Genomic DNA, 24,474 nt, shown 5'->3' on the forward strand with positions numbered 1-24,474 from the left:
TTCAAAGAGAGGCCAGATTCCGGGCGCCTATCCAAATGACCACGCCGCCCCTAAATGGACGATCTGGCATTTTTCGTCAAAATTACACAATAGAGCAAATCGGTTCAAATTCTGCTCGAGTCCCGCCAATCCGCCAGGTGAATCAGCGCCCGGCAAACTCACAGATCCCAATACCTCTGAATCAATGATTTCGAAACCTCACTCGGCATGGCCCACCCCCCTTCACTATCTGGCTTTGACCTCCTTGGGCATCACTCCCTTGGTCGCCGGTCCCATCGTCATGACTGGGACGGGCAGCTACTCGCAGGACTTCAATTCACTGCCCGCAAGTGGAGCGACCCGATGGAATGACGACTCGACGCTGGAAGGATGGTATGCCGACCGACGCACAAGCCCCTTCGACCTCTTTTCGGGAACAGGGTCATCCAACTCTCCCCAGTTCTACAACTTCGGCACGTCCCAATCCACTGACCGCGCCCTCGGTTCAGTCGCTTCCACTTCTGCCGGAAGCCATGCATACGGGGTCCTCTTTCAAAATAACTCGGGAACCACCCTTGTCATCAATTCCGTAAGCTACACTGGTGAGCAGTGGCGCAACGGAGGGAACGACACCGCACAGACCCTCGAGTTCTCCTACTATAGAAACTATAACATCATCAACACGACAGACTATGCGAATGAGCTCCCCTTCGGTTGGATTTCGCATCAAGGCCTCAGCTTCACCAGCCCAATTGCGGTCGCCAACACCTTGACCCTGGACGGAAACGCGGATGAAAACCGGACAGAGATTTCTTCGAACCCCGGCATCTCGGTCGCCGATGGCGAGTATGTGATGCTGAGATGGATCGACGTGAACGATTCAGGCAATGATCACGGCTTGGGCATTGATGACCTGCACGTCACTTGGATTGATGAAGCTGCAGTGGACGACGACTACAATGTCTGGGCCGCAGCAACTGGTGCCGTCCAGGGTGAGGATGGCGACGACGACGGTGATGGCCTACTTAATAGCTACGAATATGCTTTCGGGCTCAATCCCCTCTCCGCGGATTCACCCAGCCCGATGACGACCGCCTTGAGCCGGACAGACGGGACCTTCCACTTCACCCGCCGCACCCAAACGCTTACCAATCTCACATACACCGTCTACACCTCGACCACTCTGGAAGAGGGCGATTGGACGGCGGATCCGGGCGCGACGCTGGCCGTCGTGAGCTCTCAAGATGACATCGAAGAAGTCGAAGTCACTCTCTCCGGAGAATTGCCACTCGAACAAAGCGAACTCTTCGTGCGGGTCGTGGCCGAGTAGAAACACCTTTTTTCATAGGGTCCAGGGGGAGCGGCTCGAAAGGGTCGCTCCTTCTTTTCTTTCCAGACTCCCCTCAGAAAGAGTGGAAGAGCGGCCACATCGATAGCGTGATCAAGCCGTTGTTAAGCGAGTGAAAAACGATCCCAGTCCAAAGCGACCCCGTCGCCCGATAGAGAGCACACGCCCCAAAGCCGAAGAAGGCTACCGAGAGGCTACCGCAGATCCCATAGTAGTGAACGATGGTGAAAAGAGCGGTGGAAAGCAGCACCGCCGCGACAAATCCAAAACGCCGGGCATAGGACTGAAAGAGAAATCCGCGGTAGACGACTTCCTCTACCACAGGAGCCAAAAGAACGCCCGAGACAATAGCGAAGGCCAGCCCCCAAGCCCCTTCCTCGACCGATGAGAGAACATTCAGTTCTTCCCCTCGGAAAAACTGTCCAACAGTGAAATAGAGGAACCAATCATAGAGGAATCCCAAGGCTACCATGCCCATAATCGGGGGCAGGACCGGGCGCAGCGTCAACCCCAAGATCCGCAAAGCATGGCGCCATTTCACGACGAGAAAGAGAGCGAGTAAGATCGGCCCCGAGAGTCGCCAAATCGAGTCCGTTACAATGAGTGTCAGTCCGAAATGCCGTTCCCAAATCTCGACCGGCACGAGAGAGGAAATCGCAATCAAAATACCCAGAGCCAGTAGATCCGATAAGATATACCGCACCGTGACCGCATCCGGACGCCAGGCACGAATCAGCGGGGAAAGCGGCTTGTGATTCTTGAGCTGGAAGCACCGCAGTGCGGCCGGGATGAAGGGCAGCCCTACGAGGAAAGCCACATACCAGAGGGCACTGCCAGCCACTGCGGTCCAAGCAGTGCGCTGGTCGCTCAATCGATATTCCCGCTCCCATTCCAACCACCAGCCGGGTGGATTCTCCTCCAGCAGTCGTTCGGCGGCGAGACGCTCCCAAGCGAACGCCCCTTGGGCATACCTTTCCTCCCAGTCGACTTGCTCATAGTTCGTCAGGTCGCCCTTGGCCAAGGCCGCGATCATCGCGGCAGCTTCTTGCCCCTCCTCTGTGAGCTCGTTTTTGCTGTTCAAGTGGGCGAATTCTCCCGCCATCCAGTCCAACGCCTCATCCCGGGTCTCAAGTCCTACCAACCATCTGACCCACGCCGGCCAAGACTCGGCATGCCCCGCCGCAGAGAGCTCCACATCCGCCATTCGGGTAGCGGACCAGGTCACTTCATAGGGATCCGATTCATCGAGATATCCCCGCACCACCACGAAGAGCAAAGCGATGCAGGCAAAGAGCAACAGCCACCGATTCCCCGGTTGCAGGGCCAATCTCCGATACTCTCCCAACGCCGACGAATGGCTGGACTGGCGATAGGGATAGAGGTCGTTCATGAAAAGGGGCGGATGTCAGCCCCCTACGAGCCAAATTTAAAAGACTTTTCTTCGACAGCAGCAAAACTTATCCCAGCAGCTTCATCGCCATTTGCATCGCTTTACTCTGCGGCAATGACGAAGCCCGGTCGCTCATTTTGGAGACAAAAGACATGAATTCTTCCAACTCAGTCATTTGTTTATGAAAAACCTTGGCCTCCTCGCTCTCGATGCCAGCCGTCTCTTCCTTGCAACGCGTCAATACTGCCAGAGCGGGGTCGAGCTCGCGTCGTTTGCGCTCCCGCATGATGCGGCGGAACATCTCCCAAACGTCCTTCTCTGCCTCGAAGAACTCGCGCCGCTCCCCTTTCTTGGTGATGATTCGCAACAGGCCCCAATTCACCAATTCCTTTAAATTTGTATGAGCGTTGCCGCGGCTGATGTTCAGCTCGGCCATCACCTCGTCAGTGCTGAGGGGTTCCACGGCAGTCATCAGAAGGGCGTGAATCTGGGCCATTGTGCGGTTAATTCCCCACTGGGTCCCCATCACCCCCCATTGCGAGATAAAATCATCACGCGTCTGCTCGAACTGGGTGGAAGCGTCGGTCATCTTTTTCAGAATTTCCTGAAAATACGGTGAGAGTCAATCCCAATCTTTGTCGCAACGTCGGATTTCCTTTGGGAATACAAGGCTAGACCCCACTGCTGGCGGCATCCTTCATCAAGTGGTCCGGAGCAACCAATCCAGCGGAGAGCAGGAGCTTCGTCGCTTCCTCGACCGTCAACTGGCTCACTTCCAATCGCTCATCATCCACGACCACGACGAATCCGGTCAAGGGATTGGGACTGGTGGGAATAAAGACCGCAGTCACATCCCTGCCCGTCTTGGCATCTTGAAAAGTACCCGTAACGAACCCCAGTAACCGGCAGCCCGGGCTCGGGTATTCCACCCAAGCCACTCCTTTGAACTTGCGAGCTCCTCCCATGTCGCGAAAGGCGTCCACCCCCTGCTTGATGGTGGAATAGAAGAATCCCATGAAGGGAACCCTGGTCAAAGCTCCATCCACCCAGTTGACGACGGCCTGACCCGGACGATTCGTGACCGCCAGGCCCACGCAGGCGAGCAAGATAATCGGAACGAAAAACCAGATAACAGGATTGAGGGTCTGGAGATTCTCCAACCAGCCTTCGACATTGGCGGTTCCTTCAGCTCCCGGAGAGACAATCCTCTCCATCTTATCCAAGGAATCCCCCTGATACTCGACCCCTCGAAACCAGTCGAGCGCTCGAACGATGCCGAGAATCAAGGTCCGGCCGACAGCCAGGAGCGCTTTATAGATCCAAGATAAAAGAAATACCGTTCCAACAATGGGAATGACGGTCGCCAAGCCAGCTAGCAATAGACTAAAGATTCGCTTCGGAATACTCGCTTTGGGATGATCGGGGTGGTCTGGCTCTGGCATTCGTGCTGGGAAAAAAAAGGACAATGACCCGTCTCGCCACTCTAGGCAATCATTGCTCGTCGTCTTTTACAACTATTTGCCCCCGATGAGCCACCCACTCTACAAATCCGATCAGGAGAGCTCCCGCCACCATGCAACCGAAGGCCGCCCAATCCATACCTTTGTTTAATTTGGGCCCCGACCAGTTGCCATAACCGGCGACGATGATCTCCTCCCCCTTTTTCTTATCAGCCTTGACCTGAGCAAGCGTTCCAAGTCGCCCTTCGAGGTTCCGCTCCTCTGTTTTCACGACGATGAGGCCATTCTCATCACGCTTGGGGATCTCTTCCTTCCACGGCCAAATCACCGCGAGAGAACCCAGCACAAAACCAGTGATCAAGCCGACCGCCTCATTGTGATAATTCTTGAAAAGCCAGTTGAGAAAGCGGGAAAGGACAATCAAGCCCACGACCGCACCAACCCCGACAGGAATTAGAATGGGAAGAGCTTCGCCGAGCTCGAGACTGGAAAGAGCGCTCACCGAGTCCAACATGATGAGCTTGTAATTCCCCATCAGCACGAGAACGAAGGACCCACTCAACCCCGGAATGATCATGCTGCAAATGGCCACCACCCCGCACAGCCCCAAGTAGATCGGGTTGGTATTCTCCTGCGCCGGAGGGAGGAAAACGAGTGAGACGGCGAGCGCGCATCCAAGCACCCCCAGGCCGATTACCAAGGGGCTCCAGCGCGTGATCATTTTTCCAACCAAAGGAATAGAAGCCGCAATCAACCCAAAGAAGAAGGCCCAGACCAGGAGCGGATACCGCTCAAATCCACTCCCCAAGGCCCCCGCCAGAACAACGATACTGACTACCGACCCGACTCCGAGAGCGATTAGGAAGAGGAGGTCCACTTTCTCCGCGGCTTCCTTGAAGCGCCCTTTGAAAAGCAACTTCACCGTCGCGACATCAAAGTTTTTGAGCGCCAAAATGAGTCGCTCATAGATCCCCGTGATAAAGGCTATCGTCCCCCCGGAAACCCCGGGAATCACGTTGGCCGCCCCCATCGCAAAGCCCTTGAGGGCCGTCAGAACAAATTCTCGCACCGCGGAATCATTCAAGGATTTCTCCTATTGGCAATCCCGCGCCCTGTTCATTTCGCGCTATTTCCCGACAAACTCCATTCACTTCGCCTCCCCTTCTGAACCAGGCTCTCCGCGAAAATCCATTTGCCCCGCCTGCAACCTTGTATTCTCGGGCAATGAGACGAGAGTCCACGCATGAAGAATCTGCTCCTTGCGGCCTGTCTCCTACCTGGCACGCTTCTCGCCCGCGAATTGCCAGTCATCATCAACGATGCCGGTTTGATTCACAACTTCGAGAAAAAGGCCGGGGCCTTGGCCGAAAGTGGCGACTTCCCTCGGGTCGAAAGCCTCAAAGCAGAGCTTGCGAAGCCCAAGGGGATGCCGCCCCTACCCGCCGTCTCCGCACCCGAAGCCCCCATGGATTCCGTGGTGATGGTTGGCTCCGTCTACGATTGCGGCAAATGCGACCGCTGGCACCCGGGCAGCTTGGCCACCGCTTGGGTGGTGGGCGCGGACGGATTGTTCTGCACGAACTACCATGTCATCGAAACCCTGCACGGTGAGACCGCAGCCATTTCAACCCGCAAGGGAGAGGTCTATCCCGTGTTGGAAATTCTCTTGGCCGACAAGGACCACGATGTCGCCATCTTCCGCGCCGATATCACCGGACTCACTCCCCTGCCAATCGCCAAGGATTTTGCAAAGGTCGGCGCGGACATTTCCTGCCTGAGCAATCCCAACCAACGCTTTTTCTACCAAAGCTTTGGCAAGGTCGCTCGCTACAACACCATGCGACGGAAAGACCGCGCCATGGTTCCCGTGATGTCGATCACCGCGGACTTTGCGAAAGGCTCGTCCGGTGGACCAATCATCAACGCGGACAATCAAGTCGTGGGTATGGTCGCGAGCACCCGCAGCATCTACTACGAAAACAAAACCGAAACCGGCCCAACCAAACTGCAGATGGTGATGAAAAGCTGCGTGCCTGGCTTCGTCATTGAAGACCTTCTCACCACGAGCAAATCACCGGAAGGCGTCGACGAGAACGCCGATGAAAAGCCCTCGCGAGAACTTGACCCCGTCAGCTGATCCAAAGGCCGGGGTTCACCCCGACCTTCGACAAAAGACCTCAACTAGAAGTGGAGTATGCCAATATCAGCACGGCGTTGGCTCCCATCGAAGGTCACCTTGGCGGCTTCGGCGTGAGCCTTTTCCACCGCCACCTCCCGGCTCTCAGCTCCAGCGACAACGGCGAGAACCCGCCCCCCGTTTGTCACCCACTGCCCTGCTTCTTTTTTGGTGCCAGCATGATAAACCCGCGCGCCCTCCAGCTCATCCAAGCCGGAGATCACGTCACCATTACTTGAACTTTCCGGGTAGCCCGCGCTGGCCAAGACCACGCAAACACTCCAGCCGTTGTCGAAAGTCAGGAGTTCGGAGTTGAGATGACCCTGTGCGCCTTCCAAACAATATTGCGCGAGATCACCCTGAACCAGAGGCATCACCGCTTGGCATTCCGGATCCCCGAAGCGGCAGTTGTATTCAATAATCTTCGGACCATCGGCAGTCATCATGAGGCCGAAATAAAGAAAGCCACGATACTCCAGACCGTCCTTAATCAGTCCGTCAACGGTCGGCTTCACGATTTCGGAATCGATTCGAGCCAACTCTTCTGCCGTCACCAACTGGCGACTGGCGACCGCTCCCATCCCGCCGGTGTTCGGCCCCTGATCCCCTTCACCTATACGCTTGTAGTCACGCGCGGGAGTGAAGATTTCATAGTTCTCTCCACTGACCGCCGCGAAAATTGAAACCTCGGGACCCTCCAAATATTGCTCAACGAGCAACTTGCCGCCCCCGAATCGCTTGCGGGAAAAGACCTCGGTCAAAAACTCGTTCGCCGCATGCTCGTCGCCGCAAACAGCGACCCCTTTGCCCGCAGCCAACCCGTCAAACTTTAATACCGTCGGAAAGCGACCACCGATCGCATCTTGCGCTTCCTCAATCGACTCGCACACCCAGGCCTTGCCTGTCGGAATCTCATGCCGCTGCATGAAGAGCTTGGCGAAGGCCTTGCTCGCCTCCAGCATCGCAGATTCCTTGCGCGGTCCCCAGCAGGGAATCCCCGCGTCCGCACACAGATTGGCCAGCCCCTCGTCCTTGACCAGATAGCTCTCTTCCCCCGCTACACAGAGGTCGATCTTCTTGCCGAGCATCCACCCCACCAATTCGGCAACTCCACCAGCTTCCACGGGTTCGGCGATTTCGGCAATCGCATCGCTGCCGGGGTGGCAGTAGAGCTCGACTTCCTGACCGGACTCCAGCAGTGCACGCAAGAGGGCATGCTCACGACCACCTTTTCCAACGACGAGTATTTTCATCCCGCTTTCTGTACCACCCGCCCCGTTGGCTCAACCCCGAAGTCTGTGCAGCCAGAATGTAAGAGTAAAAAATCGGTCACTTTTCCGACCCGACTGCAGTCAATTGTCGATTTCCATGCAAGATCGCCGGTATTTTCGGCTTAATTCCTGCTGCTTACACCATAACGCTTTTCCACCTCTCAATTCACAATGCCCCGTCCACCGCTCTCCTTTCTGGCCTCCCTCGTCTTCACCAACTGCTCTTTGCTCATGGCTGAGCCTCAGGCCATGACCGCCGTCGATCTTCTTTCCATCAATCATCTAACCAAGGGCGAACTTTCTTCCGATGGCCAATCCTTTCTCTATCTTCAGCGCGAGGTCGATTGGGAAGATAATCTTTGGCGGGACCAGCTTTGGCGAAAGCAGGTCCACCAAGCCGGTTCGGAACGTCAGATGACATTCGGAACCACGGGAATCCGCGAACCGCAATGGTCTCCAGATGGACGCAACCTCTCCTTCGTCACCAAGCGCGATGGTGACGATGAATACCAAATCTATCTCCTCCCCAACGACGGAGGCGAGGCCCGTCGACTAGCAGAATTGCCGCAGGCTCCGTCTAAACATCGATGGAGCCCCGACGGAGCCTTCATCTACTTCATGGCGTTTCCAGCTCGGGAGAAAGAAGAGGAAAAGCAAATCAAGGACAAGACCCTCATTCCCCGCTTCGAGGATCCGGAGCGCCATCGCCACCTCTGGCGGGTCGAAATCACTACGGGTGAAGTCGAACAAGTCAGCGTTCCCGAAGCGTCGGTAGTAGACTACAGCTTCGACAGAAAGGGTGAACACCTCCTGCTCTCCCTGGCCCCCGGAGTCATTCTCGACCTACGCCATCGCTCCGAACTTTGGGTCTCTTCTCCCGATGGAAAGGAGACCGAACAAATCTCTAACAATCTCTATCAGGAAGGCGGAGCCCGCTTCTCACCCGACGGCAGCCAAATCGCCTACCTCGCGGGAGTCAATCGCGCGGGAGAAAATTACTACAACACCAACCTGTTTCTCATCGACCGCGACACAAGAGAAACAACCCTCATCGCGGAGGACTTCGCGGGCGAATTCCGCTCCTTTTCTTGGTCGGAATCCGGAGAAAGCCTTTTCCTCACTGCCAACATCGGGGTCGCAACCCATCTTTTCGAATATCAAATCGGCCCAGCACTCCTGACTCCTCTCACCTCCGGCGACTTCACTCTCACCGACTGGAGTTACCTCCCCGACCAAGAAGTTCATCTCCTCAAAATCCAAAGCGCGACCGACCCGGGAGACTATTGGATCCTACCCGAAGGCGAGAGCCAGCCCGCCCGCCTAACAAATCAACACAGCCAAATCGAAAAGCAGTTTCTCCTCCCCAGGCAAGAGAAGATCACTTGGGAAAGTGCGGATGGCCATTCGATTGAAGGTCTCCTCACCTACCCCCTCGGCTATCAGGACGGAGACGCGCCCTTCCCCCTCATCGTGCAGACTCATGGCGGCCCCCGGAGCACCGACCAATACGGAATTTGGAAGACCGGGGACTTTTTGCCCATCACTGCCCGGCAAGGCTACGGAACTTTACAAACCAACCATCGCGGAGGCACTGGCTACGGAGACGAATTCTTGCGCGACATGGTAGGTGGCTATTTCCGCAACTCCCACCTCGATGTTCTCAGCGGAGTCGACGCCTTGATCGAGCGCGGTCTCGCCGACCCTGAAAAGCTGGTGAAAAAGGGTTGGAGCGCCGGCGGGCACATGACCAATAAGATCATCACCATCACCGACCGATTCAAGGCCGCTTCCAGTGGTGCGGGTGCCGTGGAGTGGATGTCGCAATACGGCGAATCCGACGCGGCTTACAACCGGGGCTGGTGGTTTGGAGGCAAGCCTTGGGAAAAGAACGCCCCCACCGAAAACTATGTTCAGACCTCGGTCTTCAATGAGCTTTGGAAAGTCACCACCCCGACCCTCATCTTTGTAGGAGAAAAGGACGTCCGTGTCCCTGCCACCCAATCCAAGATGCTCTACCGCGCACTCCGCGATCTGGGAGTCGAGACCGAGCTCTACGTGGCCCCGGGCGAACCCCATGGCTTCAAGAAACCCAGCCATCGGCTCTTTCGCATCAACAAGGAGCTCGAGTGGTTCGAGAAGCACGTTCACAACCGCAGCTACGAGCCCCTGCTGCCACCCCGCTCCTAATCTGTTGGGAAACGTCCTGCTATGCCCACTGTCCCTGGGTCAGACAATGCGCCCCCCCGCCCTCAAGCCCGAGGATACGGCAATCGAAGCCAACCACTTGCTTTTCAGGAAAGGCTCTGGAAATAATCTCAAGCGCCTGTGAGTCGGTCGAAAGACCATACTGCGGAGCGACGACCCCATCGTTCACGATCAGGAAGTTGGCATAGCTCCCCTCGATTCCCTCCGCAATCTCGCCCACGAAGGGTAAGGCTACGACTTCCAAACCGGCGTCCTCCAACTTCTGCCAGTTATCTACTAGATTACTAGTAGCCGACTCCACCGCCAACACCTTCTGCTCCCCCACAAAGCGGGCCACCATATCGACGTGACCATCAGTATCGTCATTCTCGAGCCCCGCCCGCAACCAGATCACCTCATGTGCGCCCAGCTTCGCAAGGAGTTCGGCCGAGACCTCTTCTTTGCTCCAGTCCGGATTGCGGTTCGGATTGAGGAGCACTGACTCGGTAGTGAGAATCCGTCCTGCCCCATTGCTCTCCAAAGCGCCTCCCTCGCAAACCAGCTTGCTGGCGAAGGTGCGCAGAGCCAGCTGTGCACCTATCGCCGAGGCCACGCGGGCATCCTTTTCGTAAGCAAACTTCCCGCCCCAGGCATTGTAAGTCCAATCCACCAGAGCGACTTCCCCAGTCTTGGGACTCTTGAGAAAGGTCGGACCATGGTCCCGACACCAGACATCATCAGTGGCGATCGCAAAAACTTCCGCATTCTTCAACAAAGACGCAACGCGGTCGCGTTCTTCCTGACACACCGATATCCTCACCGTTGCGAACCGACCGATGACCTCAGCCAATCTCACAAACTCGTTCTCCACAATCTCACGCTCTACGCCTTCCCAGAGATGGGGCGCGACGGGCCAGCTCAACCAAACCGCCTCTGTTGGCGACCATTCCGCTGGCATCATGAAATCAAAGTCCTGGCATCTGCTCACGGCCGCTTCTGTAAAGATTTTCGGAGGGCTTGCCAGTCTGCATTTTCAAACTAGAGTTTCACCAATGATTATTCGAACTTTGTTCTGTGGGCTTGTTGGCCTCTCCCCTCTGGCAGCCCAACTGGCTCCCCCTGCGGAGACAGTGGCCCTGGTGGAAAAAAAGCCCGCGCAGGCAGCCACCCTCTTCGATTCAGTTCTCCGCATCGAGGTCGCAACCCAGAACCCAGACTACGGCACCCCTTGGAATGCCGGCGGCTTCTCCGGCGGCAATGGCACCGGTTTCCTAATCGGACCCAACCAGATTCTAACAAACGCTCACGTGGTCTCCAATGCCCGGCGCATCCTCGTGACCCAGCGCAATTCGGCCCGCAAGCTGCCCGCCACCATTCAGCACATCGCCCACGATTGTGACCTCGCCCTCATTAGCCTGGATGATCCGGCTCCACTGGAAGGCCTCATTCACCTCCCCATCGGGGGCATGCCCGAGCTCGACTCCGAGGTTCGCGCCATCGGCTATCCCGTCGGCGGCGACCGTCTCTCGGTCACCCGCGGAATCGTATCCCGCATCGACTTTCGCCCCTATTCACACTCGCGTTCGGATTCCCATCTCATCATTCAGGTTGATGCCGCGATTAACCCCGGCAACTCCGGAGGACCTGCCATCCAGGGTGACAAGGTGATTGGCGTGGCCTTTCAAGGCCTCACTCAAGCCGACAACACCGGCTATATCATCCCCACCCCCGTGATTAACCGCTTCCTGACCGATATCGAGGACGGTCGTTACGACAAATACATGGACCTGGGACTGACCTCCTTTCCTCTTTTCAACCCCGCGATGCGGAAAGCCCTCGGCCTGCCCGACGATGATCGGGGCGTGCTCGTTACCGGCATCATTCCCGATGGCCCTTGCGATGGATTCATGCAGGAGAACGACATTCTCCTCGCTATCGACGGCAACCCCATCGACTCCGCCGGCAACATCACGGTGGATGGCGAAACCCTCGTCCTCCACGAAATCGTGGAACGCAAGTTTGCGAAAGACACCGTCAAACTGGACTTCCTGCGCGACGGCTCCCGGCAGTCGGCGGAGATCATTCTCAAGCCTCTGCCCGGCGCTCCCATCTTCACCGTCATCTACGGTGAACGCCCCGAGTATATCTTTTATGGAGGTCTCGTCATTCAGCCTCTGACCCTCAACGCAATGTCAGCCCACCGTCTGACGGGGGTCACCATTCGCCACCTCACCACCAACTATCTCAACAAGGCCATCTTCCGCGAACGCCCCGAAATCCTGGTCCTGACCCGGGTGGAAAGCGACGAACTGACCGCAAATATGGGCGGCTTCACCGACTCCGTTATCAACACCATCAATGGCGAGAAGGTGCGGGACCTGAAGCATGCCTACGAGCTCTTGTATGAAAAAGAACAACCCGAGTTCACCGTGATCGAATTCGAGAACATGGGGCGTCCACTCGTCATCCCGAGTGCCAAGGTCGAGGCCGTCAACCAACGCCTGATGAAGACCAACAACATTCCCTCCAACCACTATCTGGGCGAATAACTCGAGCTCCCTTTTCTTTACTCCAATGAAAACACTTTCCTACACTCTCCTCGCCTCGCTCACCGCCACCGGCAGCCTGCTGGCCGACACTCCCGAGGAACACTCCGCAGCTCTCCAAAAGGTCCAGTTGACCCCGACCACCGAACTGGTTGGCGAAAAGGAGAACCAGATCCTCGATAGCTTCGTGCGCGTGAACGCCACCATCCAAACCTTCAACGCCGGCCAACCCTGGCAGCGGAACAACCCGCAACGACGGAGTGGCCTGGGGACCTTGATTTCTCCGACCGAGATCATCACTGCCGCCGAGATGGTGGCCAACCAGACCTATCTGGAACTCGAGTCCGCGGATTCCTCGCAAAGCGTTCAAGCCAAAGTCGTGGCCATCGATTACAAGGCCAACCTCGCGCTTCTTTCTCCAGTTGGCGACCCGGGCTTTTTGGCGAAAAAGACTCCTCTGGAAATCGCCAAACCAGCCAAGATCGGTGACCCGGTCAACGTCTGGCAGTTCGAGGACAATGGCACAACCTTGAAGACGACTGCCTCCATTCGGGCGGTGGATACTTCGGCCACATTTTTGTCAGGCAACTCCTTCCTGACCTATATCCTGAAAGGCTCCATGCAGTCAGCTTCCTCATCCTTCACCCTGCCCGCGACTCGCAATGGCAAGTTTCTGGGCGTGCTGACTTCCTACGACTCCGACGACCAGATTTCCGAAGTGATTGCACCTGAAATCATCGAGACCTTTCTTCGCGACGCTCGCGATGGAATCTATGAAGGGTTCCCGACCCTCGGATGCGCCATCCAGCGCACGGAGGACAAATCCTTCCGCCAATACCTCGGCCTTTCGGAAGACGGCGGAGGGCTCTATATCTCGCGCGTCAAACCCGATTCGCCTGCAGACAAAGCGGGGATGAAAAAGGGAGACGTCCTCCTCGCGGTTGACGGCAGCGAGCTGGACCGACGCGGTTATTTCCAACATCCGGACTACGGCCCGCTCACTTGGACCGTTCTCATCAGGAGCGGCAAGACCGTTGGCGATACCATCTCCCTGACCATTCTACGCGATGGCAAAGAGCAGACCTTGAGCGCGACCCTGGAAGCCACCCAGCCTCCTCTCATCCCGCGCCACATCAACGACTCCCCGCCACCCTTCTTGATTAAAGGTGGTCTCGTCTTTCAGGAACTGTCGCGCGAGTATTTGCGAGCTTTCGGTGACAACTGGACCACCCGCGCCCCCTTGCCCCTCATGTACGCCATGGAGAATCCCGAGGATTATGAGGAGGAGCGCAATAGCATCGTCTTCTTGGCCCGGGTTCTCCCCAATCCCGCTACGATTGGTTACGACCGCTTGGGCGGGATGATTGTCAACGGAGCAAATGGACAACCCGTCAAAGACATCGCCGAATTGGCTGCACTTTTGGAAAAAACTCCCGCGAATGGCATCCACACCATCGAACTTGATGAGGCGCCTGGCGTCATCTACCTCGACGCGGAAATCTCCGATCAAGTCGACCAGCAATTCCTCCAACAAGGCTTGCCCACCCTTTCCCGCCTTCCTGAGAAAAAGCTCTCCCCCGCCGAAGTGGAAACAATTGCCGCCGAAGCTCTCGGAGAAAAGACGGAGACGGAAGAGTCCGAGTAACTCCCCCACCGAACCAACATGAGTGATTTCGAAGAAAAAGCCCGGGAGGCCTTGGCCAATCCACAGAATGTGGGTGAGATGAACGACGCCGATTCCGTCGGCACCGTTGGCTCGCCAGACTGCGGGGACATGGTCCGGATGTGGCTGAAGTTTACCGAAAAGGACGGCAAAAAGGTCATCGACCGAGCTTCCTTCCAAGCTTTTGGCTGCCAGACCGCGATTGCCGTCGCTTCGATGGCGACCCAATTGCTGAAAGGCAAATCGATGGAGGAAGCCGCCGCCCTCAAGCCGGAGGACCTCACCGGCGACTTGGGCCCCCTGCCCCCCATGAAAATTCACTGCGGGCAGCTGGTGGAAAACGCTCTCAAGAACGCCTTGGAAGGCACCTCCACCGAGTCCAAATCAGGCGAGACAATCTCTTCCAACATCGCCCAGAACCAGCCCAAAGGCTCGATTCGTATCGTGCCCATCGAGGACTAGGGCGGTCGGGATAACGACGCGGAATACGTCCGCCATAGAATCTTGCCAAAAAGCGAGAAGCGAAACTCTTGGGTCTTGAGTCTTGCAGAGAGGTGTCCTAACTCCCACCCATGTCTGTTCGAACCCGCTTCGCTCCTTCGCCCACCGGCTACCTTCACGTAGGAGGTGCCCGCACTGCCCTGTTCAACTGGCTCTTTGCTCGCAAGCACGGGGGCACCTTTGTTTTGCGGGTGGAAGACACTGACGAAGCACGCAACACCCCCGAAGCGCGTCAGGCAATCTTCGATGGCATGAGCTGGCTGGGTCTCGACTGGGACGAAGGCGAGGGCAAAGGCGGCGACTACGGCCCCTACAATCAATCCGAGCGCACCGCGATCTATCAAAAGCACTTCGATACTTTGGTGGAAAAAGGTCGCGTCTACGAAAGCGAAGGGGCTTGGCGCTTTCGCTTCGATCGCAAACCCATTGTCATGAACGACCTGGTCTGCGGCGAAGTCACCATCGACTACACCAACGAAGACAACACGCCCGACATGGTGATCCGCCGCTCGGATGGCTCGTTCGTTTTCCACTTCGTCAACGTGGTCGACGACTTGGAGATGAAGATGACCCACGTCATCCGGGGTGAAGATCACCTCATGAACACGCCCAAGCATCTGCAACTGTTCGAAGCTTTGGGCGTCGAGCCACCCCAGTATGCGCACATTCCATTGATTTTGAATCCCGACGGCTCCAAGATGTCCAAGCGGGATGAAGGCGCGGCCGTTTCCGAGTACGCCTCGAAGGGTTATCTCCCCGAAGCGACGGTCAACTTTCTCGCCCTGCTGGGATGGTCTCCAAAAGATGACTCCGAGGTCTTTCCCACTGCGGAGCTCATCGAGAAATTCACTCTCGAAAACATCAATCGTGCTCCCGCCAAGTACGATGCCAAGAAATGCGCCTGGCTCAATCAACAGCACCTCCTTGCGCTCTCGCCGGAAGAGTTTGCCAAGGCGGCGGAGAGCTATTGCCAGCCTCTTCCCGACAATTTCGCGACCGTAACGGCCTCAGTTCAGGAAAAGGTCTCCCTTTTGACGGAGGTGCCCGACGCCATCGCGTTCTACAACGATCCCGACTATCCCATCGATCCGGAGCAACTCGCCAAAGTCGCCAAGAACGAACAAGCCGGAAGCCTTCTCTCCGCCTTGGCCTCCAAATTTGCCGAACTTACCGACTGGTCGACGGCGAAAGACAGCATTGCCGAGACTGCCAAAGCGAACGGCGCCAAGCCCGGTCAACTGATGTTCCCCCTTCGCATCGCGCTATCCGGCAAGGGGGGCGGACCCGACCTCGGGGCTATTCTCGATATTCTTGGCCAACAAGAATCGGTCCGCCGCATCGAGCGCACCGTTAGCCTCTTAGGTTAAGCCCATTTCCAAACTGGCGCATCGCCTGCTTGGAACAACCCACACCTCCATTTGCATGAGCAAGAACAAAGAACTCAAGAAGCTTGAAGAGAAAGTCGTGACCTTTCGGGACCAGAATCTCCTCCTCGATGCCGATTTGGCCAAGATGCTTGGAACCACCACTTCGAGCCTCTTGCAAATGGTGGGCAAAAACAAAAGCCGCTTTCCAAAAAGCTTTGTTTTTCCCGCGAAAAAGAAGGAGCTGGAGGTTTTGATTGAGGAAAAGCACCTCACCAAAAAACAAGCCAACAGTCGCACGACTGCCCCCCTGCTCTTCACCGAGGCGGGAGCCTATATGTCGGCGTTTTTATTGAAAACCAAAGCTGCGGACAAACTCTCGGTCGCCGTTCTGGATACCTTTTTGGAAAAGGAAGCAAAGTCAGGAAAATAGGGCGTGAGTTCTCTTCGCTGGTCGGTTGAAATCAGGCCATGCGCGAATTGAAAGACGGTATCCGCTCCAAGGTGAAGCTCGACTTCCAAGGGCGGGTTCACAAATGGTTCCGGGGCACCGACTCCGACAAAAGATACGCCAACGAAATCCTCGTTCTCAAAACTCTGGAAGAGCGAGGCTGTCCCTATGTCCCCAAGGTCCTGGAGGAGCATCCCGAGGACCTTTACTTTGTTTCCACCAACTGCGGAGCTCCTGCCAACGGAATCTCCAAAGCCAAGGCTGACGCCCTGTTTCACGAATTGGAGCACGACTACGGGGTGCGTCACGATGATCCCGAGCCCCGCAACGTCACATACAACTCCAAGCAAGGCCGCTTCAACCTCATCGACTTTGAACTGGCGACCATTTTGGAAGATGGCCACTCCGAGGCGGAGGAAAGCTCCGAAAAGTGCTCAAGCGTGGTCAGAGCCACCTGGGCGGCCGCCTCGCGCCAGGGCAAAACTCACAAAGCCAATGACGACTTCTGGCTGGCCTTGCAGATCAGCCCCGACGGCTCCACCAACTCCCCTTCCGAAGGCGAGATCCTCCTCGATCCCGAGCACCTCGTTCTTGCGGTATCCGATGGGATGGGAGGCAATGCGGCAGGTGAACTCGCCTCGCGGTTGGTGATTTCATGGATCCGCAAGCATGCCTCTCAACTCTACGCCACAGCGCAAAACGATGATCTCATGGCCAAACGCCTGACCACACTGGTGGAAGAGGCACACAAGGGGCTCAACGAAGTCGCAGCCAAAGATCTCACCGCCCTCAAAGGAATGGGAGCGACTCTTTCCCTTGTTTACATTGCTCCGGGAAAAGCCCATTTCGCGCACATCGGCGATTCCCGCATCTACTTGTCGGAACCCGCCGCGGAAGAACTTCCCCGCGCCATTTCCACCGACCACAACTACGCTTGGCGGGACTGGAAGGCCGGCAAGATTACCGAGATGGCCTATCGCACACATCCCCGCCGCTCCGTCCTTTACGACGTCATGGGCGGAAGCCACCTCAACATCACCCCACAGGTCGGGACCGCGCCTCTCACCTTGCCAGCGCGCTTTCTCCTCTGTTCAGACGGAGTCACCGACGGCCTCTGGGAGAAACATATCGTTGGAGCGATGCAGTCCAAACTGAAGACGCGCGAACTCCGCGATGAAATCCTCGAGAAGGCCTACCAAAGTTGCGGAAAAGATGACACCACCCTCATCGTTGCCGATATCGACACCCTGCATGGATAATCATAACCACAAAATAGTCAGTTACAGACTATTGCGTTGACCTAACCGAACCCAACCGTTTGTCTTTCCCCCGACACAATTGGCATGGTTCATGCTTTTTCGTGAAATGGATTCCCAAGCAACACGAGGGACTCTCTTAAGAACCACATTAAACAATGGCAAAATACAAACTCGAATACGTTTGGCTCGACGGATCAACACCTGTCCAAGGCCTTCGCAGCAAATTCCAGATGAAGGAGTTCTCCTCCGAGCCCACTCTGGAAGACATCCCAGAATGGGGTTTTGACGGTTCCTCGACTGGTCAAGCAGATGGAGGCGACTCCGACTGCGTTCTCAAGCCCGTTGCTATCTATCTCGACGCCACTCGCGAGGACAGCTATCTCATCATGTGTGAAGTGATGCTTCCCGATGGCACTCCACACCCCACCAACACTCGCGCCGACATCATCGACGACGAAGGTGCTTGGTTCGGCTTCGAGCAGGAATACTTCCTCCTCAAGGATGGCCGCCCGCTCGGTTTCCCGAAAAATGGTTACCCGGAGCCCCAGGGACCTTACTACTGCGGCGTTGGCCACAAGGCTGTCGGCGCAATCGGTCGCCTGATCGTCGAGGAGCACCTCGACCTCTGTCTCGCAGCCGGCATCAACCACGAAGGCGTCAACGCCGAGGTGGCTTCCGGTCAGTGGGAATTCCAAATCTTCGGCAAAGGCTCCCGCAAGGCAGCCGACCAAATCTGGATGGCTCGCTACCTCCTTCTTCGTCTTTGCGAAGCTTACGAAGTCGACGTTGACTTCCGTTGCAAGCCCATCAAAGGCGACTGGAACGGTTCCGGCATGCACGCCAACTTCTCCACCACCAAGTTGCGTGAAGAAGGCGGCAAGGAGTACTTCGACAAGCTCATGGCTGCGTTCGACAAGAACAAGGAAGAGCACATCGCCGTCTACGGTCCCGACAACGACCAGCGCCTCACCGGCCTTCACGAGACCCAGTCTATCGACAAGTTCTCTTGGGGTATCGCCGACCGCGGTGCTTCCATCCGCGTTCCACACAGCTTCGCGAAGAACGACTGGAAAGGTTACCTCGAGGACCGCCGCCCGAACTCCCAGGGTGACCCTTACGCGATCGCCGCTCGCATCCTCCAGACTATCGAGGAAGTGGCTTAGGACGCATCGTCGTTCTTGAAACTTTAGTGAAAACCCGAAGTCTCCGGACTTCGGGTTTTTTTGTCACCTGAAAGAGCCTCTCTCCTATTGACGCTCTCCAATTGACGGCTAGTGACGAACACGAAAAAAGACGGCTTAAAAAAGCCGTCTTTTAGAAAAACTGGACTCGAGCAACAGCTCGAAAGGGTCAACTTACTTGACGCCCTTTTTCGAAAGCTTGGTGCCCTTGGTGCTACCCTGGCGAGCCTTGAACTTGGGGTCGGTCTTGTTGATGACGTAAAGGGTGCCTTTGCGTTTCACAACCTGACATCCTGCGTGGCGGCGCTTCATTGAAGCCAAAGAACTTAGAACTTTCATGAGAATTTCCCCTTGCGAGGGACGGGGAGACTACTTCCCAAAAGCAGTCTGTAAAGGCAAAACCGAGTCGAGTTTTCACCTTTTTTCGCCATACAGGAAACGCGCGATTTCCCTTTTCCTCACCGCCCTCCCCCTCACTTTCCAAAATCCGCCAGAGCCTCTTCCAGTAAGCCCAGATAAACACCCCGGGGCACTTCGATCCCTCCAAATTGCTTGAGATGCGCGGTCAACCATTGGGTATCGAGCAAGAGCATCCCCTCTTCGCGCATCCATTCAACCAAATGAACAAGGGCGATCTTACTCGCATCCACCTTGCGGCTGAACATGGACTCACCGAAAAAGGCCTTCCCTATCCGCACCCCATAAAGCCCACCCTGCAATCCGTCCTCATCCCAACACTCGAAGGAATGCGCCATCCCCAAATCAAATAACGAGCAGTAACTTTCCACGATTACAGGATCAATCCAGGTTTCCTCCCGCTCTCCGCACCCCTCCATCGTTTCACGAAAGGCCGTATCGCGCCGCACAATATAAGGCTCTTTGCGAAGGGCCTTCCGAAGTCCACGGGGAATGTGAAAGCGCTCATCGATAGGAATGATTCCCCGCATCTCGGGCGAGAACCAATAGATCTCACCATCTTCGGCCATGGGAAACACGCCTTGTGAATAGGCTTCGATGAGGATTTGAGGAGGAATTTGCGCCACGGCTTCATTTCATTACCCAAAAGGGAACTTTCAATCTACAATCTTCTCAGTGAACAAACTCATTATTGACCTCGGCACCCTCCCCGAGACCGGAAAACGAATGGAAGGCGAGCTGGATCCCTCCATCTTCGATTTGCCCCCGCGCGACCCCCAGCCCAAGGGACCGCTCTCCTTTGATTTGCACGTCCAACGCTTCGAAGGTGAGGTTTTGCTGCAGGGTTCTTTGTCATGCCCCTTTGAATTCGAATGCGTCCGCACCCTCCATCCCTTCATTAAAACCGTTCACCTCCCCCACGCTGCAATTGCGGTAGAAGTAGGCAATTTCGGCGAAGTAGACGCTACTGAAGCCTTGCGGGAAGAGCTTTTGCTGGAAATCCCAAACCACCCGACCTGCGAAATTGCGGACACTCCCCAGGAGTGTGAGATCGATCCGCATTATTTAGCAGTGGACAAAGGTGACTCGGATGATGTAGACCCTGCGCCCCCCGAGGGAGGAGACAGCCGCTGGTCGGCTCTCGATTCCTTTCAGGCGGACGAATCTTAACCATTTCTTACTATGGCATCTCCAAAACGCAGAACCTCCAAGATGAAGCAGAAAATGCGCCGCGGTGCGAATCGCTGGCGTGCACCCTTGCTTAAGGAATGCCCCGAGTGTGGCAGCCGTGTTCCCGGACACATTGCTTGTCCTTCCTGTGGCACTTACCGCGAACGTCAAGTCCTTGACGTCGACGTGGTGTAATTCGACCACTTTGTTTCGAATTCACTAGTTTTTTATACGGCGACGGTTATTTCCGTCGCCGTTTCTATTTACGCCACAACTCATTCCCTGAACTAATGATTATTGCACTAGACGCCATGGGCGGGGACAACGCGCCCGATGTCAACGTCATTGGGGCGCGCGATGCTCTCAGCCTCTATCCTCAAATCTCGGAGATTGTTCTAGTCGGCGATAAGGCCACTCTCAGCGAAAGCTGCGCCCGCAATAGCCTGACGGATCCCCGGGCCCGGATCGTCCACGCCAGCGAAGTCGTGGAAATGCACGAGTCGGGAGCGAAGGCCATCCGGCGGAAAAAGGATAGTTCCATCTCTGTCGCTACCGAACTCGTCAAACAAGGCGCCGCCCAAGCAGTCGTTTCTGCCGGCAACACCGGTGCCGCAGTGGCAGCGGCCACAATCAAGCTCCGCCTTCTCAAGGGAGTGGACCGGGCTGGAATCGCCTCCCCCATCCCCAATGAGTATGGGACCTGCAACATTCTCGATGCCGGAGCCAATCCCGAGGCCAAGGCCAAACATTTGGCCACCTATGCCGTCATGGGCTCCGTCTACGCCAACAAGGTTCTCGGAGTGAGCCGTCCGGTAGTCGGCATCATGTCCAATGGCGAAGAGGAGGAAAAAGGTACGGTCTTGACCAAGGAAGCGCTTATTCTGCTCAAGCACATGGTGGACTCCGGTCACGCCAATTTCGACTTTCGCGGCAATGTGGAAGGGCACGACCTCTTTGAAACCCGCCTGGATGTCTGTCTTTGTGACGGTTTCACCGGTAATGTGGTGCTGAAATCCTGCGAGGCGACCGCCAAGGCGATGTCCAAGTGGCTCAAGAAGGAATTCAAGCGAACCCCCTTCCGCGTTCTGGGCGCGCTGCTTTCCAAGGGTGCTTTCGGCAATGTGAAAGAGCGCACCAACTACGAGACCTACGGCGGCTCCCCTCTCTTGGGCGTCCGGGGAACGGTTATCATTTCCCACGGTTCCTCCACGTCCCTCGCCATTCGAAACGCTCTTCACATGGCCTCTAAAGCGGTGAAAAATGAGGTCAATCCCCAGATTGAAGCAGCCCTTCACGCCCTCACCCTCCCAAGAGTCAACCCCGCCTCCGAGAAATCTTCCAAACCTGAAAGCAACTCCTAATGTTTCCTGAACAAAGCGACAAAGAATCGATCGAGAACGGGCACACCCTGATGCCTAAGTTTGACCGCGACGGACTCATCCCCGCGATGGCCATCGACGCGGTCACCAAAGAACCCCTCATGTTGGCATACATGAATGCCGAATCACTCAAGCTGACCTTGGAAAAGCAAGAGGCAGTCTACTACTCCCGCAGCCGTCAGACAATTTGGCACAAAGGAGCGACTTCCGGAGAATTTCAAAAAATCGTCACCATTCGCACCGATTGCGATCAAGACGCTCTGATTCTGGAAGTTGAACAAATGGGAGGCGGCTGTTGTCACACCAAACGATCCACCTGTTTCTACCGTGAGGTGCAAGCGGACGGATCCCTTACATTTCGCGAAGAGTAGACCGAGGGTGGCGTTGAGGGACACACTCACGAGTTGACCCTGGGTCTCATCGCGAGCGACTCTACTCTGACACGCATCCCCTTCGGCATGACCCCTTCAAAAATACGCTTTAACTGTCCCTCTTGCGGGATCCAGCTTGATGTCCCCGCAGCCTTGGCTGGCGTCACGGGACCCTGCCCCTCCTGTCAAAGCACCATCACGGCTCCAATCCCCCAGCCAGCCGCTCCTGAGCCAGCGGCACCCGAACCCGTCGCACCAGCGGCTCACCCCCGGCAACAGCCCGCTCCCGAGCCCCCGGCTCCGCCGGAGCAACCCTCCCAGCCGAGCTACGCCCCCCCCGTTGAGCCTACTCAACCTCCCCAAAGCCCCGCTCCCCGCAGCTCGACGGATTCTCCGCCTGCTGGACAGAACGTCTTTCCGACAGTTGTTCCCGATCCCGTTCGACCCGAGGTCCACCCTCTCCCTGACGAGCCTCCTTTTCCCCTCGAACCTGAGCCAATCCGGGAACTCCCCACCCATCGCAGCGACGATGGAATGGCTTCCCATTCTCCCGCTCCGACCGCTGAAGCCCCTCGCCAGCCATCTTCCGAGCCTCAGCGCAGCAACGCGGGCGGCAAGGTGAAACAAGGGAGCAGAATCCCCAGCATTCTCTTTCTTCTGGCCGCCCTCGTGATCATGACTATCGGAGTCGTCGCGATTCTGAACCAGACTGGTGTCGTGGGCCTGAACACGCTGAAGTCTCTTCTCGGAGGAGGCTCCCAGGAAGCTCCAGCCACTGAGCTCGCTACTCCCTCCGCTCTGGACACCCCTCGCCCAGCCCCCCCCGCGCCTTCCTCTGAAGAGCCTGTGAACACCACAATCCCCAAGCCTACCGAGCCTCCCCTCGATGGCGGAGAAGAGGAAGAAGCGCCCGTTCTCCCCCCCGCAGAACTCCCACCGGGCGAAGACTTTAGAGAAGGAGAAACCCCTCTTCCGGTCGGAATTGGGGCTGTGGACGATCCCGATGAGATTCAAAAGATCCTGGAGAAGTTTCTCGCCGCTCGAAACTTGACCGAACGCACCCCCTTTTTATCAGTTCAAAGCCAGAAGAATCCCAACGTGGCCAGCAGCCCACTTGCCCAGGCCCTTCCTGATCCATCCAGCACGCATTTCTGGGAAATCCTGAAAGATCCGCAGGAAAAGAGGACGGATTTTTTTTACATAGCCAGCTGGGACGGCACTCGCAACACGCCTCCCGAGCCGATTGCCATCGAGCTTCACAAATGGGAAGGAAGCGAATCCACACAGGTTCACTCCGAAGCTTTCGTGGAATTCTATACTCAGAAACTGGCTCGCTACGCCGCCAGCCCGCTTGACCGACCCGCTCGTTTTTTTGTGCTAGCTGAGTGCGTGGCGCGATGCTTCGAAACCGAGGCCGTTCGCGAGCACACCAGCAAAGCCACACTCAAGATGGGCTCCTTCCCCAATGACCGGACCGCGGTCAAAGCCTACTTCGACAAGAAAGGGGAAATCCTCGATGAGCTGAAAAAATACAGGGAGGGCGTCGCTTTTCGGGAGGATATTCCCATGACCGTGACCCTGGCTTGGTCAAAGGAATCCGAAGGCCCAAGGTATCTGGAGCTGATTCAAATCAACTCCTTCGACTGGCACCCCTGAGAAAAGGGGGCTCAGAAAAAGCTCAAAGGATTGGACTGAAGGCGCTTAACCGCCCCAAGGAAGCTTCACTTCCTTGTTGAGGACACTTTTCACGCCTCCCCAGTTGATATCGCTGTTCATGGTCTTTTTGACTCCAGCGAGCTCATTATTCAGCTCCGCCATCAACAGGCGGCACCATCTGGCACAACGTCTGGCAGCGGAATCTCCCAAACTGTCGCACACTGCGGCAGTCTCGCCACAACGCTCTGCACACCAAGCCGCATAACGGGTGCGGTGACGACTATCACGGGCGGTAGCAGTCATATACTCACGGCAGGCAGAAAGAAAATCATTGAGGATCGCTTGCTCCGAGGCTTGCGCATCGAGGGTAACGGCAACTGACTCACAGGAAGACTGGGCCTTCTCTACCACAATCGTAGTGAGGAAACTTTCAGCCAGTCCTTGGCCTTGTTTCGAACCGGCCTGTCCGAGGGAACTTGTATTAGCAGTCATAAAAGGGGTGTTTCGTAGGGGCAGACAGATTGTGAATAGGTAACGTCAACTTTACGAATCTTTTTTGGTATTCCAATGATTAGATTTCGTTATTATTTCGGCGAACTTGATTAACTGGTTTTCTTCAAAACAAAGGCATTCCAATCGTTAAGCACAGCGAAAAAATGACGGTTTTTCGTTGATATCACAACACTTAAGGCTGTCAGCAGGGTGGCA

General features: G+C 56.3%; 24 protein-coding genes. 15 read left to right on the top strand and 9 right to left on the bottom strand.

All coding sequences use genetic code 11. The features are described 5' to 3' along the window. Nucleotides 1–184 precede the first annotated feature (184 nt). Complete coding sequence (locus IE099_RS17885; protein ID WP_189573115.1) at nt 185–1,309, top strand: hypothetical protein; 1,125 nt, start codon at nt 185–187, stop codon at nt 1,307–1,309. A gap of 73 nt (nt 1,310–1,382) precedes the next feature. On the opposite strand, the gene IE099_RS17890 is transcribed toward IE099_RS17885, so the two are convergent. The 4 genes from IE099_RS17890 to IE099_RS17905 all read right to left on the bottom strand — a co-directional run bounded on the left by IE099_RS17890 (nt 1,383) and on the right by IE099_RS17905 (nt 5,246). Then, complete coding sequence (locus IE099_RS17890; RefSeq protein ID WP_189573117.1) at nt 1,383–2,717, bottom strand: CPBP family intramembrane glutamic endopeptidase; 1,335 nt, start codon at nt 2,715–2,717, stop codon at nt 1,383–1,385. Nucleotides 2,718–2,784: 67 nt separating this feature from the next. Then, entirely contained in the window at nt 2,785–3,306 is a 522-nt protein-coding gene (locus IE099_RS17895) for a GbsR/MarR family transcriptional regulator (protein WP_189573119.1), read from the bottom strand. An 82-nt stretch (nt 3,307–3,388) separates the two neighbouring features. After that, the gene (locus IE099_RS17900) at nt 3,389–4,159 is read right to left on the bottom strand and encodes a DUF502 domain-containing protein (protein ID WP_189573121.1); all 771 of its coding nucleotides are present in this window, start codon (nt 4,157–4,159) and stop codon (nt 3,389–3,391) included. Nucleotides 4,160–4,208: 49 nt separating this feature from the next. Then, nucleotides 4,209–5,246 carry a DUF368 domain-containing protein gene (locus tag IE099_RS17905; protein WP_194598404.1) on the bottom strand — a complete coding sequence of 346 codons (1,038 nt, stop codon included), beginning with the start codon at nt 5,244–5,246 and terminating at the stop codon, nt 4,209–4,211. Between the two features lie 174 nt (nt 5,247–5,420). On the opposite strand from IE099_RS17905, the gene IE099_RS17910 reads away from it, so the two are divergent. Further along, the gene (locus IE099_RS17910; protein WP_189573127.1) at nt 5,421–6,314 is read left to right on the top strand and encodes a S1 family peptidase; all 894 of its coding nucleotides are present in this window, start codon (nt 5,421–5,423) and stop codon (nt 6,312–6,314) included. A 44-nt stretch (nt 6,315–6,358) separates the two neighbouring features. On the opposite strand, the gene purD is transcribed toward IE099_RS17910, so the two are convergent. After that, nucleotides 6,359–7,606 carry a phosphoribosylamine--glycine ligase gene (purD, locus tag IE099_RS17915; RefSeq protein ID WP_189573130.1) on the bottom strand — a complete coding sequence of 416 codons (1,248 nt, stop codon included), beginning with the start codon at nt 7,604–7,606 and terminating at the stop codon, nt 6,359–6,361. 189 nt (nt 7,607–7,795) lie between these two features. On the opposite strand from purD, the gene IE099_RS17920 reads away from it, so the two are divergent. Continuing rightward, on the top strand, nt 7,796–9,811 hold the full coding sequence (locus IE099_RS17920) for a S9 family peptidase (protein WP_189573133.1): 2,016 nt from the start codon (nt 7,796–7,798) through the stop codon (nt 9,809–9,811). Nucleotides 9,812–9,830: 19 nt separating this feature from the next. On the opposite strand, the gene IE099_RS17925 is transcribed toward IE099_RS17920, so the two are convergent. Beyond that, entirely contained in the window at nt 9,831–10,769 is a 939-nt protein-coding gene (locus tag IE099_RS17925) for an agmatine deiminase family protein (protein WP_189573136.1), read from the bottom strand. A 91-nt stretch (nt 10,770–10,860) separates the two neighbouring features. Here IE099_RS17925 and IE099_RS17930 point away from each other — a divergent pair, with 91 nt between their 5' ends. The 7 genes from IE099_RS17930 to IE099_RS17960 all read left to right on the top strand — a co-directional run bounded on the left by IE099_RS17930 (nt 10,861) and on the right by IE099_RS17960 (nt 18,755). Further along, nucleotides 10,861–12,357, top strand: a complete 1,497-nt coding sequence (locus IE099_RS17930; RefSeq protein ID WP_189573139.1) for a S1C family serine protease — start codon at nt 10,861–10,863, stop codon at nt 12,355–12,357. Nucleotides 12,358–12,382: 25 nt separating this feature from the next. Continuing rightward, nucleotides 12,383–13,999 (top strand): S1C family serine protease, encoded by a 1,617-nt coding sequence (locus tag IE099_RS17935; protein ID WP_189573142.1) that lies wholly within the window; start codon nt 12,383–12,385, stop codon nt 13,997–13,999. 18 nt (nt 14,000–14,017) lie between these two features. Next, nucleotides 14,018–14,479, top strand: a complete 462-nt coding sequence (locus tag IE099_RS17940) for an iron-sulfur cluster assembly scaffold protein (protein ID WP_189573145.1) — start codon at nt 14,018–14,020, stop codon at nt 14,477–14,479. A 110-nt stretch (nt 14,480–14,589) separates the two neighbouring features. Beyond that, nucleotides 14,590–15,885: a glutamate--tRNA ligase gene (locus IE099_RS17945; RefSeq protein ID WP_189573148.1), complete on the top strand. Its 1,296-nt coding sequence runs from the start codon at nt 14,590–14,592 to the stop codon at nt 15,883–15,885. 55 nt (nt 15,886–15,940) lie between these two features. Beyond that, on the top strand, nt 15,941–16,315 hold the full coding sequence (locus tag IE099_RS17950; RefSeq protein WP_189573151.1) for an ORF6N domain-containing protein: 375 nt from the start codon (nt 15,941–15,943) through the stop codon (nt 16,313–16,315). Nucleotides 16,316–16,353: 38 nt separating this feature from the next. After that, on the top strand, nt 16,354–17,592 hold the full coding sequence (locus IE099_RS17955; RefSeq protein ID WP_189573154.1) for a protein phosphatase 2C domain-containing protein: 1,239 nt from the start codon (nt 16,354–16,356) through the stop codon (nt 17,590–17,592). A gap of 155 nt (nt 17,593–17,747) precedes the next feature. Then, on the top strand, nt 17,748–18,755 hold the full coding sequence (locus tag IE099_RS17960) for a glutamine synthetase beta-grasp domain-containing protein (protein WP_189573157.1): 1,008 nt from the start codon (nt 17,748–17,750) through the stop codon (nt 18,753–18,755). Between the two features lie 192 nt (nt 18,756–18,947). Here the strand turns inward: IE099_RS17960 and ykgO are convergent, their stop codons facing one another. Beyond that, nucleotides 18,948–19,112: a type B 50S ribosomal protein L36 gene (gene ykgO, locus IE099_RS17965; protein WP_189573159.1), complete on the bottom strand. Its 165-nt coding sequence runs from the start codon at nt 19,110–19,112 to the stop codon at nt 18,948–18,950. A 134-nt stretch (nt 19,113–19,246) separates the two neighbouring features. Then, a complete protein-coding gene (gene aat / locus IE099_RS17970; RefSeq protein ID WP_189573162.1) occupies nt 19,247–19,816 on the bottom strand; it encodes a leucyl/phenylalanyl-tRNA--protein transferase in 570 nt (189 codons plus the stop codon). A gap of 49 nt (nt 19,817–19,865) precedes the next feature. On the opposite strand from aat, the gene IE099_RS17975 reads away from it, so the two are divergent. From IE099_RS17975 to IE099_RS17995, 5 genes are all read left to right on the top strand, one after another. Continuing rightward, on the top strand, nt 19,866–20,360 hold the full coding sequence (locus IE099_RS17975) for a DUF177 domain-containing protein (protein WP_189573165.1): 495 nt from the start codon (nt 19,866–19,868) through the stop codon (nt 20,358–20,360). A 12-nt stretch (nt 20,361–20,372) separates the two neighbouring features. Beyond that, nucleotides 20,373–20,555 carry a 50S ribosomal protein L32 gene (rpmF, locus tag IE099_RS17980; protein ID WP_189573169.1) on the top strand — a complete coding sequence of 61 codons (183 nt, stop codon included), beginning with the start codon at nt 20,373–20,375 and terminating at the stop codon, nt 20,553–20,555. A gap of 95 nt (nt 20,556–20,650) precedes the next feature. Next, nucleotides 20,651–21,721, top strand: a complete 1,071-nt coding sequence (plsX, locus tag IE099_RS17985; RefSeq protein WP_189573172.1) for a phosphate acyltransferase PlsX — start codon at nt 20,651–20,653, stop codon at nt 21,719–21,721. After that, nucleotides 21,721–22,110 carry a phosphoribosyl-AMP cyclohydrolase gene (gene hisI / locus IE099_RS17990; protein WP_189573175.1) on the top strand — a complete coding sequence of 130 codons (390 nt, stop codon included), beginning with the start codon at nt 21,721–21,723 and terminating at the stop codon, nt 22,108–22,110. Before plsX ends, hisI begins: the two co-directional genes overlap by 1 nt. Nucleotides 22,111–22,197: 87 nt before the next feature. Next, nucleotides 22,198–23,766, top strand: a complete 1,569-nt coding sequence (locus IE099_RS17995) for a hypothetical protein (protein WP_189573178.1) — start codon at nt 22,198–22,200, stop codon at nt 23,764–23,766. 45 nt (nt 23,767–23,811) lie between these two features. Here IE099_RS17995 and IE099_RS18000 read toward each other — a convergent pair whose 3' ends face one another. After that, entirely contained in the window at nt 23,812–24,258 is a 447-nt protein-coding gene (locus IE099_RS18000; RefSeq protein WP_189573180.1) for a hypothetical protein, read from the bottom strand. Nucleotides 24,259–24,474: the final 216 nt, after the last annotated feature.

This window comes from Roseibacillus persicicus (assembly GCF_014651675.1).
Taxonomy (GTDB): Bacteria; Verrucomicrobiota; Verrucomicrobiia; order Verrucomicrobiales; family Akkermansiaceae; genus Roseibacillus; species Roseibacillus persicicus.

What these genes read in the sequence shown, in the direction of transcription:
- IE099_RS17925 (WP_189573136.1), bottom strand. Translation starts at nt 10,769, where the DNA reads ATGATGCCAGCGGAATGGTCGCCAACAGAGGCGGTTTGGTTGAGCTGG.
- IE099_RS17940 (WP_189573145.1), top strand. Translation starts at nt 14,018, where the DNA reads ATGAGTGATTTCGAAGAAAAAGCCCGGGAGGCCTTGGCCAATCCACAG.
- IE099_RS17935 (WP_189573142.1), top strand. Translation starts at nt 12,383, where the DNA reads ATGAAAACACTTTCCTACACTCTCCTCGCCTCGCTCACCGCCACCGGC.
- purD (WP_189573130.1), bottom strand. Translation starts at nt 7,606, where the DNA reads ATGAAAATACTCGTCGTTGGAAAAGGTGGTCGTGAGCATGCCCTCTTG.
- IE099_RS17995 (WP_189573178.1), top strand. Translation starts at nt 22,198, where the DNA reads ATGACCCCTTCAAAAATACGCTTTAACTGTCCCTCTTGCGGGATCCAG.
- plsX (WP_189573172.1), top strand. Translation starts at nt 20,651, where the DNA reads ATGATTATTGCACTAGACGCCATGGGCGGGGACAACGCGCCCGATGTC.
- IE099_RS17895 (WP_189573119.1), bottom strand. Translation starts at nt 3,306, where the DNA reads ATGACCGACGCTTCCACCCAGTTCGAGCAGACGCGTGATGATTTTATC.
- rpmF (WP_189573169.1), top strand. Translation starts at nt 20,373, where the DNA reads ATGGCATCTCCAAAACGCAGAACCTCCAAGATGAAGCAGAAAATGCGC.
- IE099_RS17885 (WP_189573115.1), top strand. Translation starts at nt 185, where the DNA reads ATGATTTCGAAACCTCACTCGGCATGGCCCACCCCCCTTCACTATCTG.
- hisI (WP_189573175.1), top strand. Translation starts at nt 21,721, where the DNA reads ATGTTTCCTGAACAAAGCGACAAAGAATCGATCGAGAACGGGCACACC.
- IE099_RS17900 (WP_189573121.1), bottom strand. Translation starts at nt 4,159, where the DNA reads ATGCCAGAGCCAGACCACCCCGATCATCCCAAAGCGAGTATTCCGAAG.
- IE099_RS17890 (WP_189573117.1), bottom strand. Translation starts at nt 2,717, where the DNA reads ATGAACGACCTCTATCCCTATCGCCAGTCCAGCCATTCGTCGGCGTTG.
- IE099_RS17960 (WP_189573157.1), top strand. Translation starts at nt 17,748, where the DNA reads ATGGCAAAATACAAACTCGAATACGTTTGGCTCGACGGATCAACACCT.
- IE099_RS17920 (WP_189573133.1), top strand. Translation starts at nt 7,796, where the DNA reads ATGCCCCGTCCACCGCTCTCCTTTCTGGCCTCCCTCGTCTTCACCAAC.
- IE099_RS18000 (WP_189573180.1), bottom strand. Translation starts at nt 24,258, where the DNA reads ATGACTGCTAATACAAGTTCCCTCGGACAGGCCGGTTCGAAACAAGGC.
- IE099_RS17930 (WP_189573139.1), top strand. Translation starts at nt 10,861, where the DNA reads ATGATTATTCGAACTTTGTTCTGTGGGCTTGTTGGCCTCTCCCCTCTG.
- IE099_RS17910 (WP_189573127.1), top strand. Translation starts at nt 5,421, where the DNA reads ATGAAGAATCTGCTCCTTGCGGCCTGTCTCCTACCTGGCACGCTTCTC.
- IE099_RS17955 (WP_189573154.1), top strand. Translation starts at nt 16,354, where the DNA reads ATGCGCGAATTGAAAGACGGTATCCGCTCCAAGGTGAAGCTCGACTTC.
- IE099_RS17950 (WP_189573151.1), top strand. Translation starts at nt 15,941, where the DNA reads ATGAGCAAGAACAAAGAACTCAAGAAGCTTGAAGAGAAAGTCGTGACC.
- ykgO (WP_189573159.1), bottom strand. Translation starts at nt 19,112, where the DNA reads ATGAAAGTTCTAAGTTCTTTGGCTTCAATGAAGCGCCGCCACGCAGGA.
- IE099_RS17945 (WP_189573148.1), top strand. Translation starts at nt 14,590, where the DNA reads ATGTCTGTTCGAACCCGCTTCGCTCCTTCGCCCACCGGCTACCTTCAC.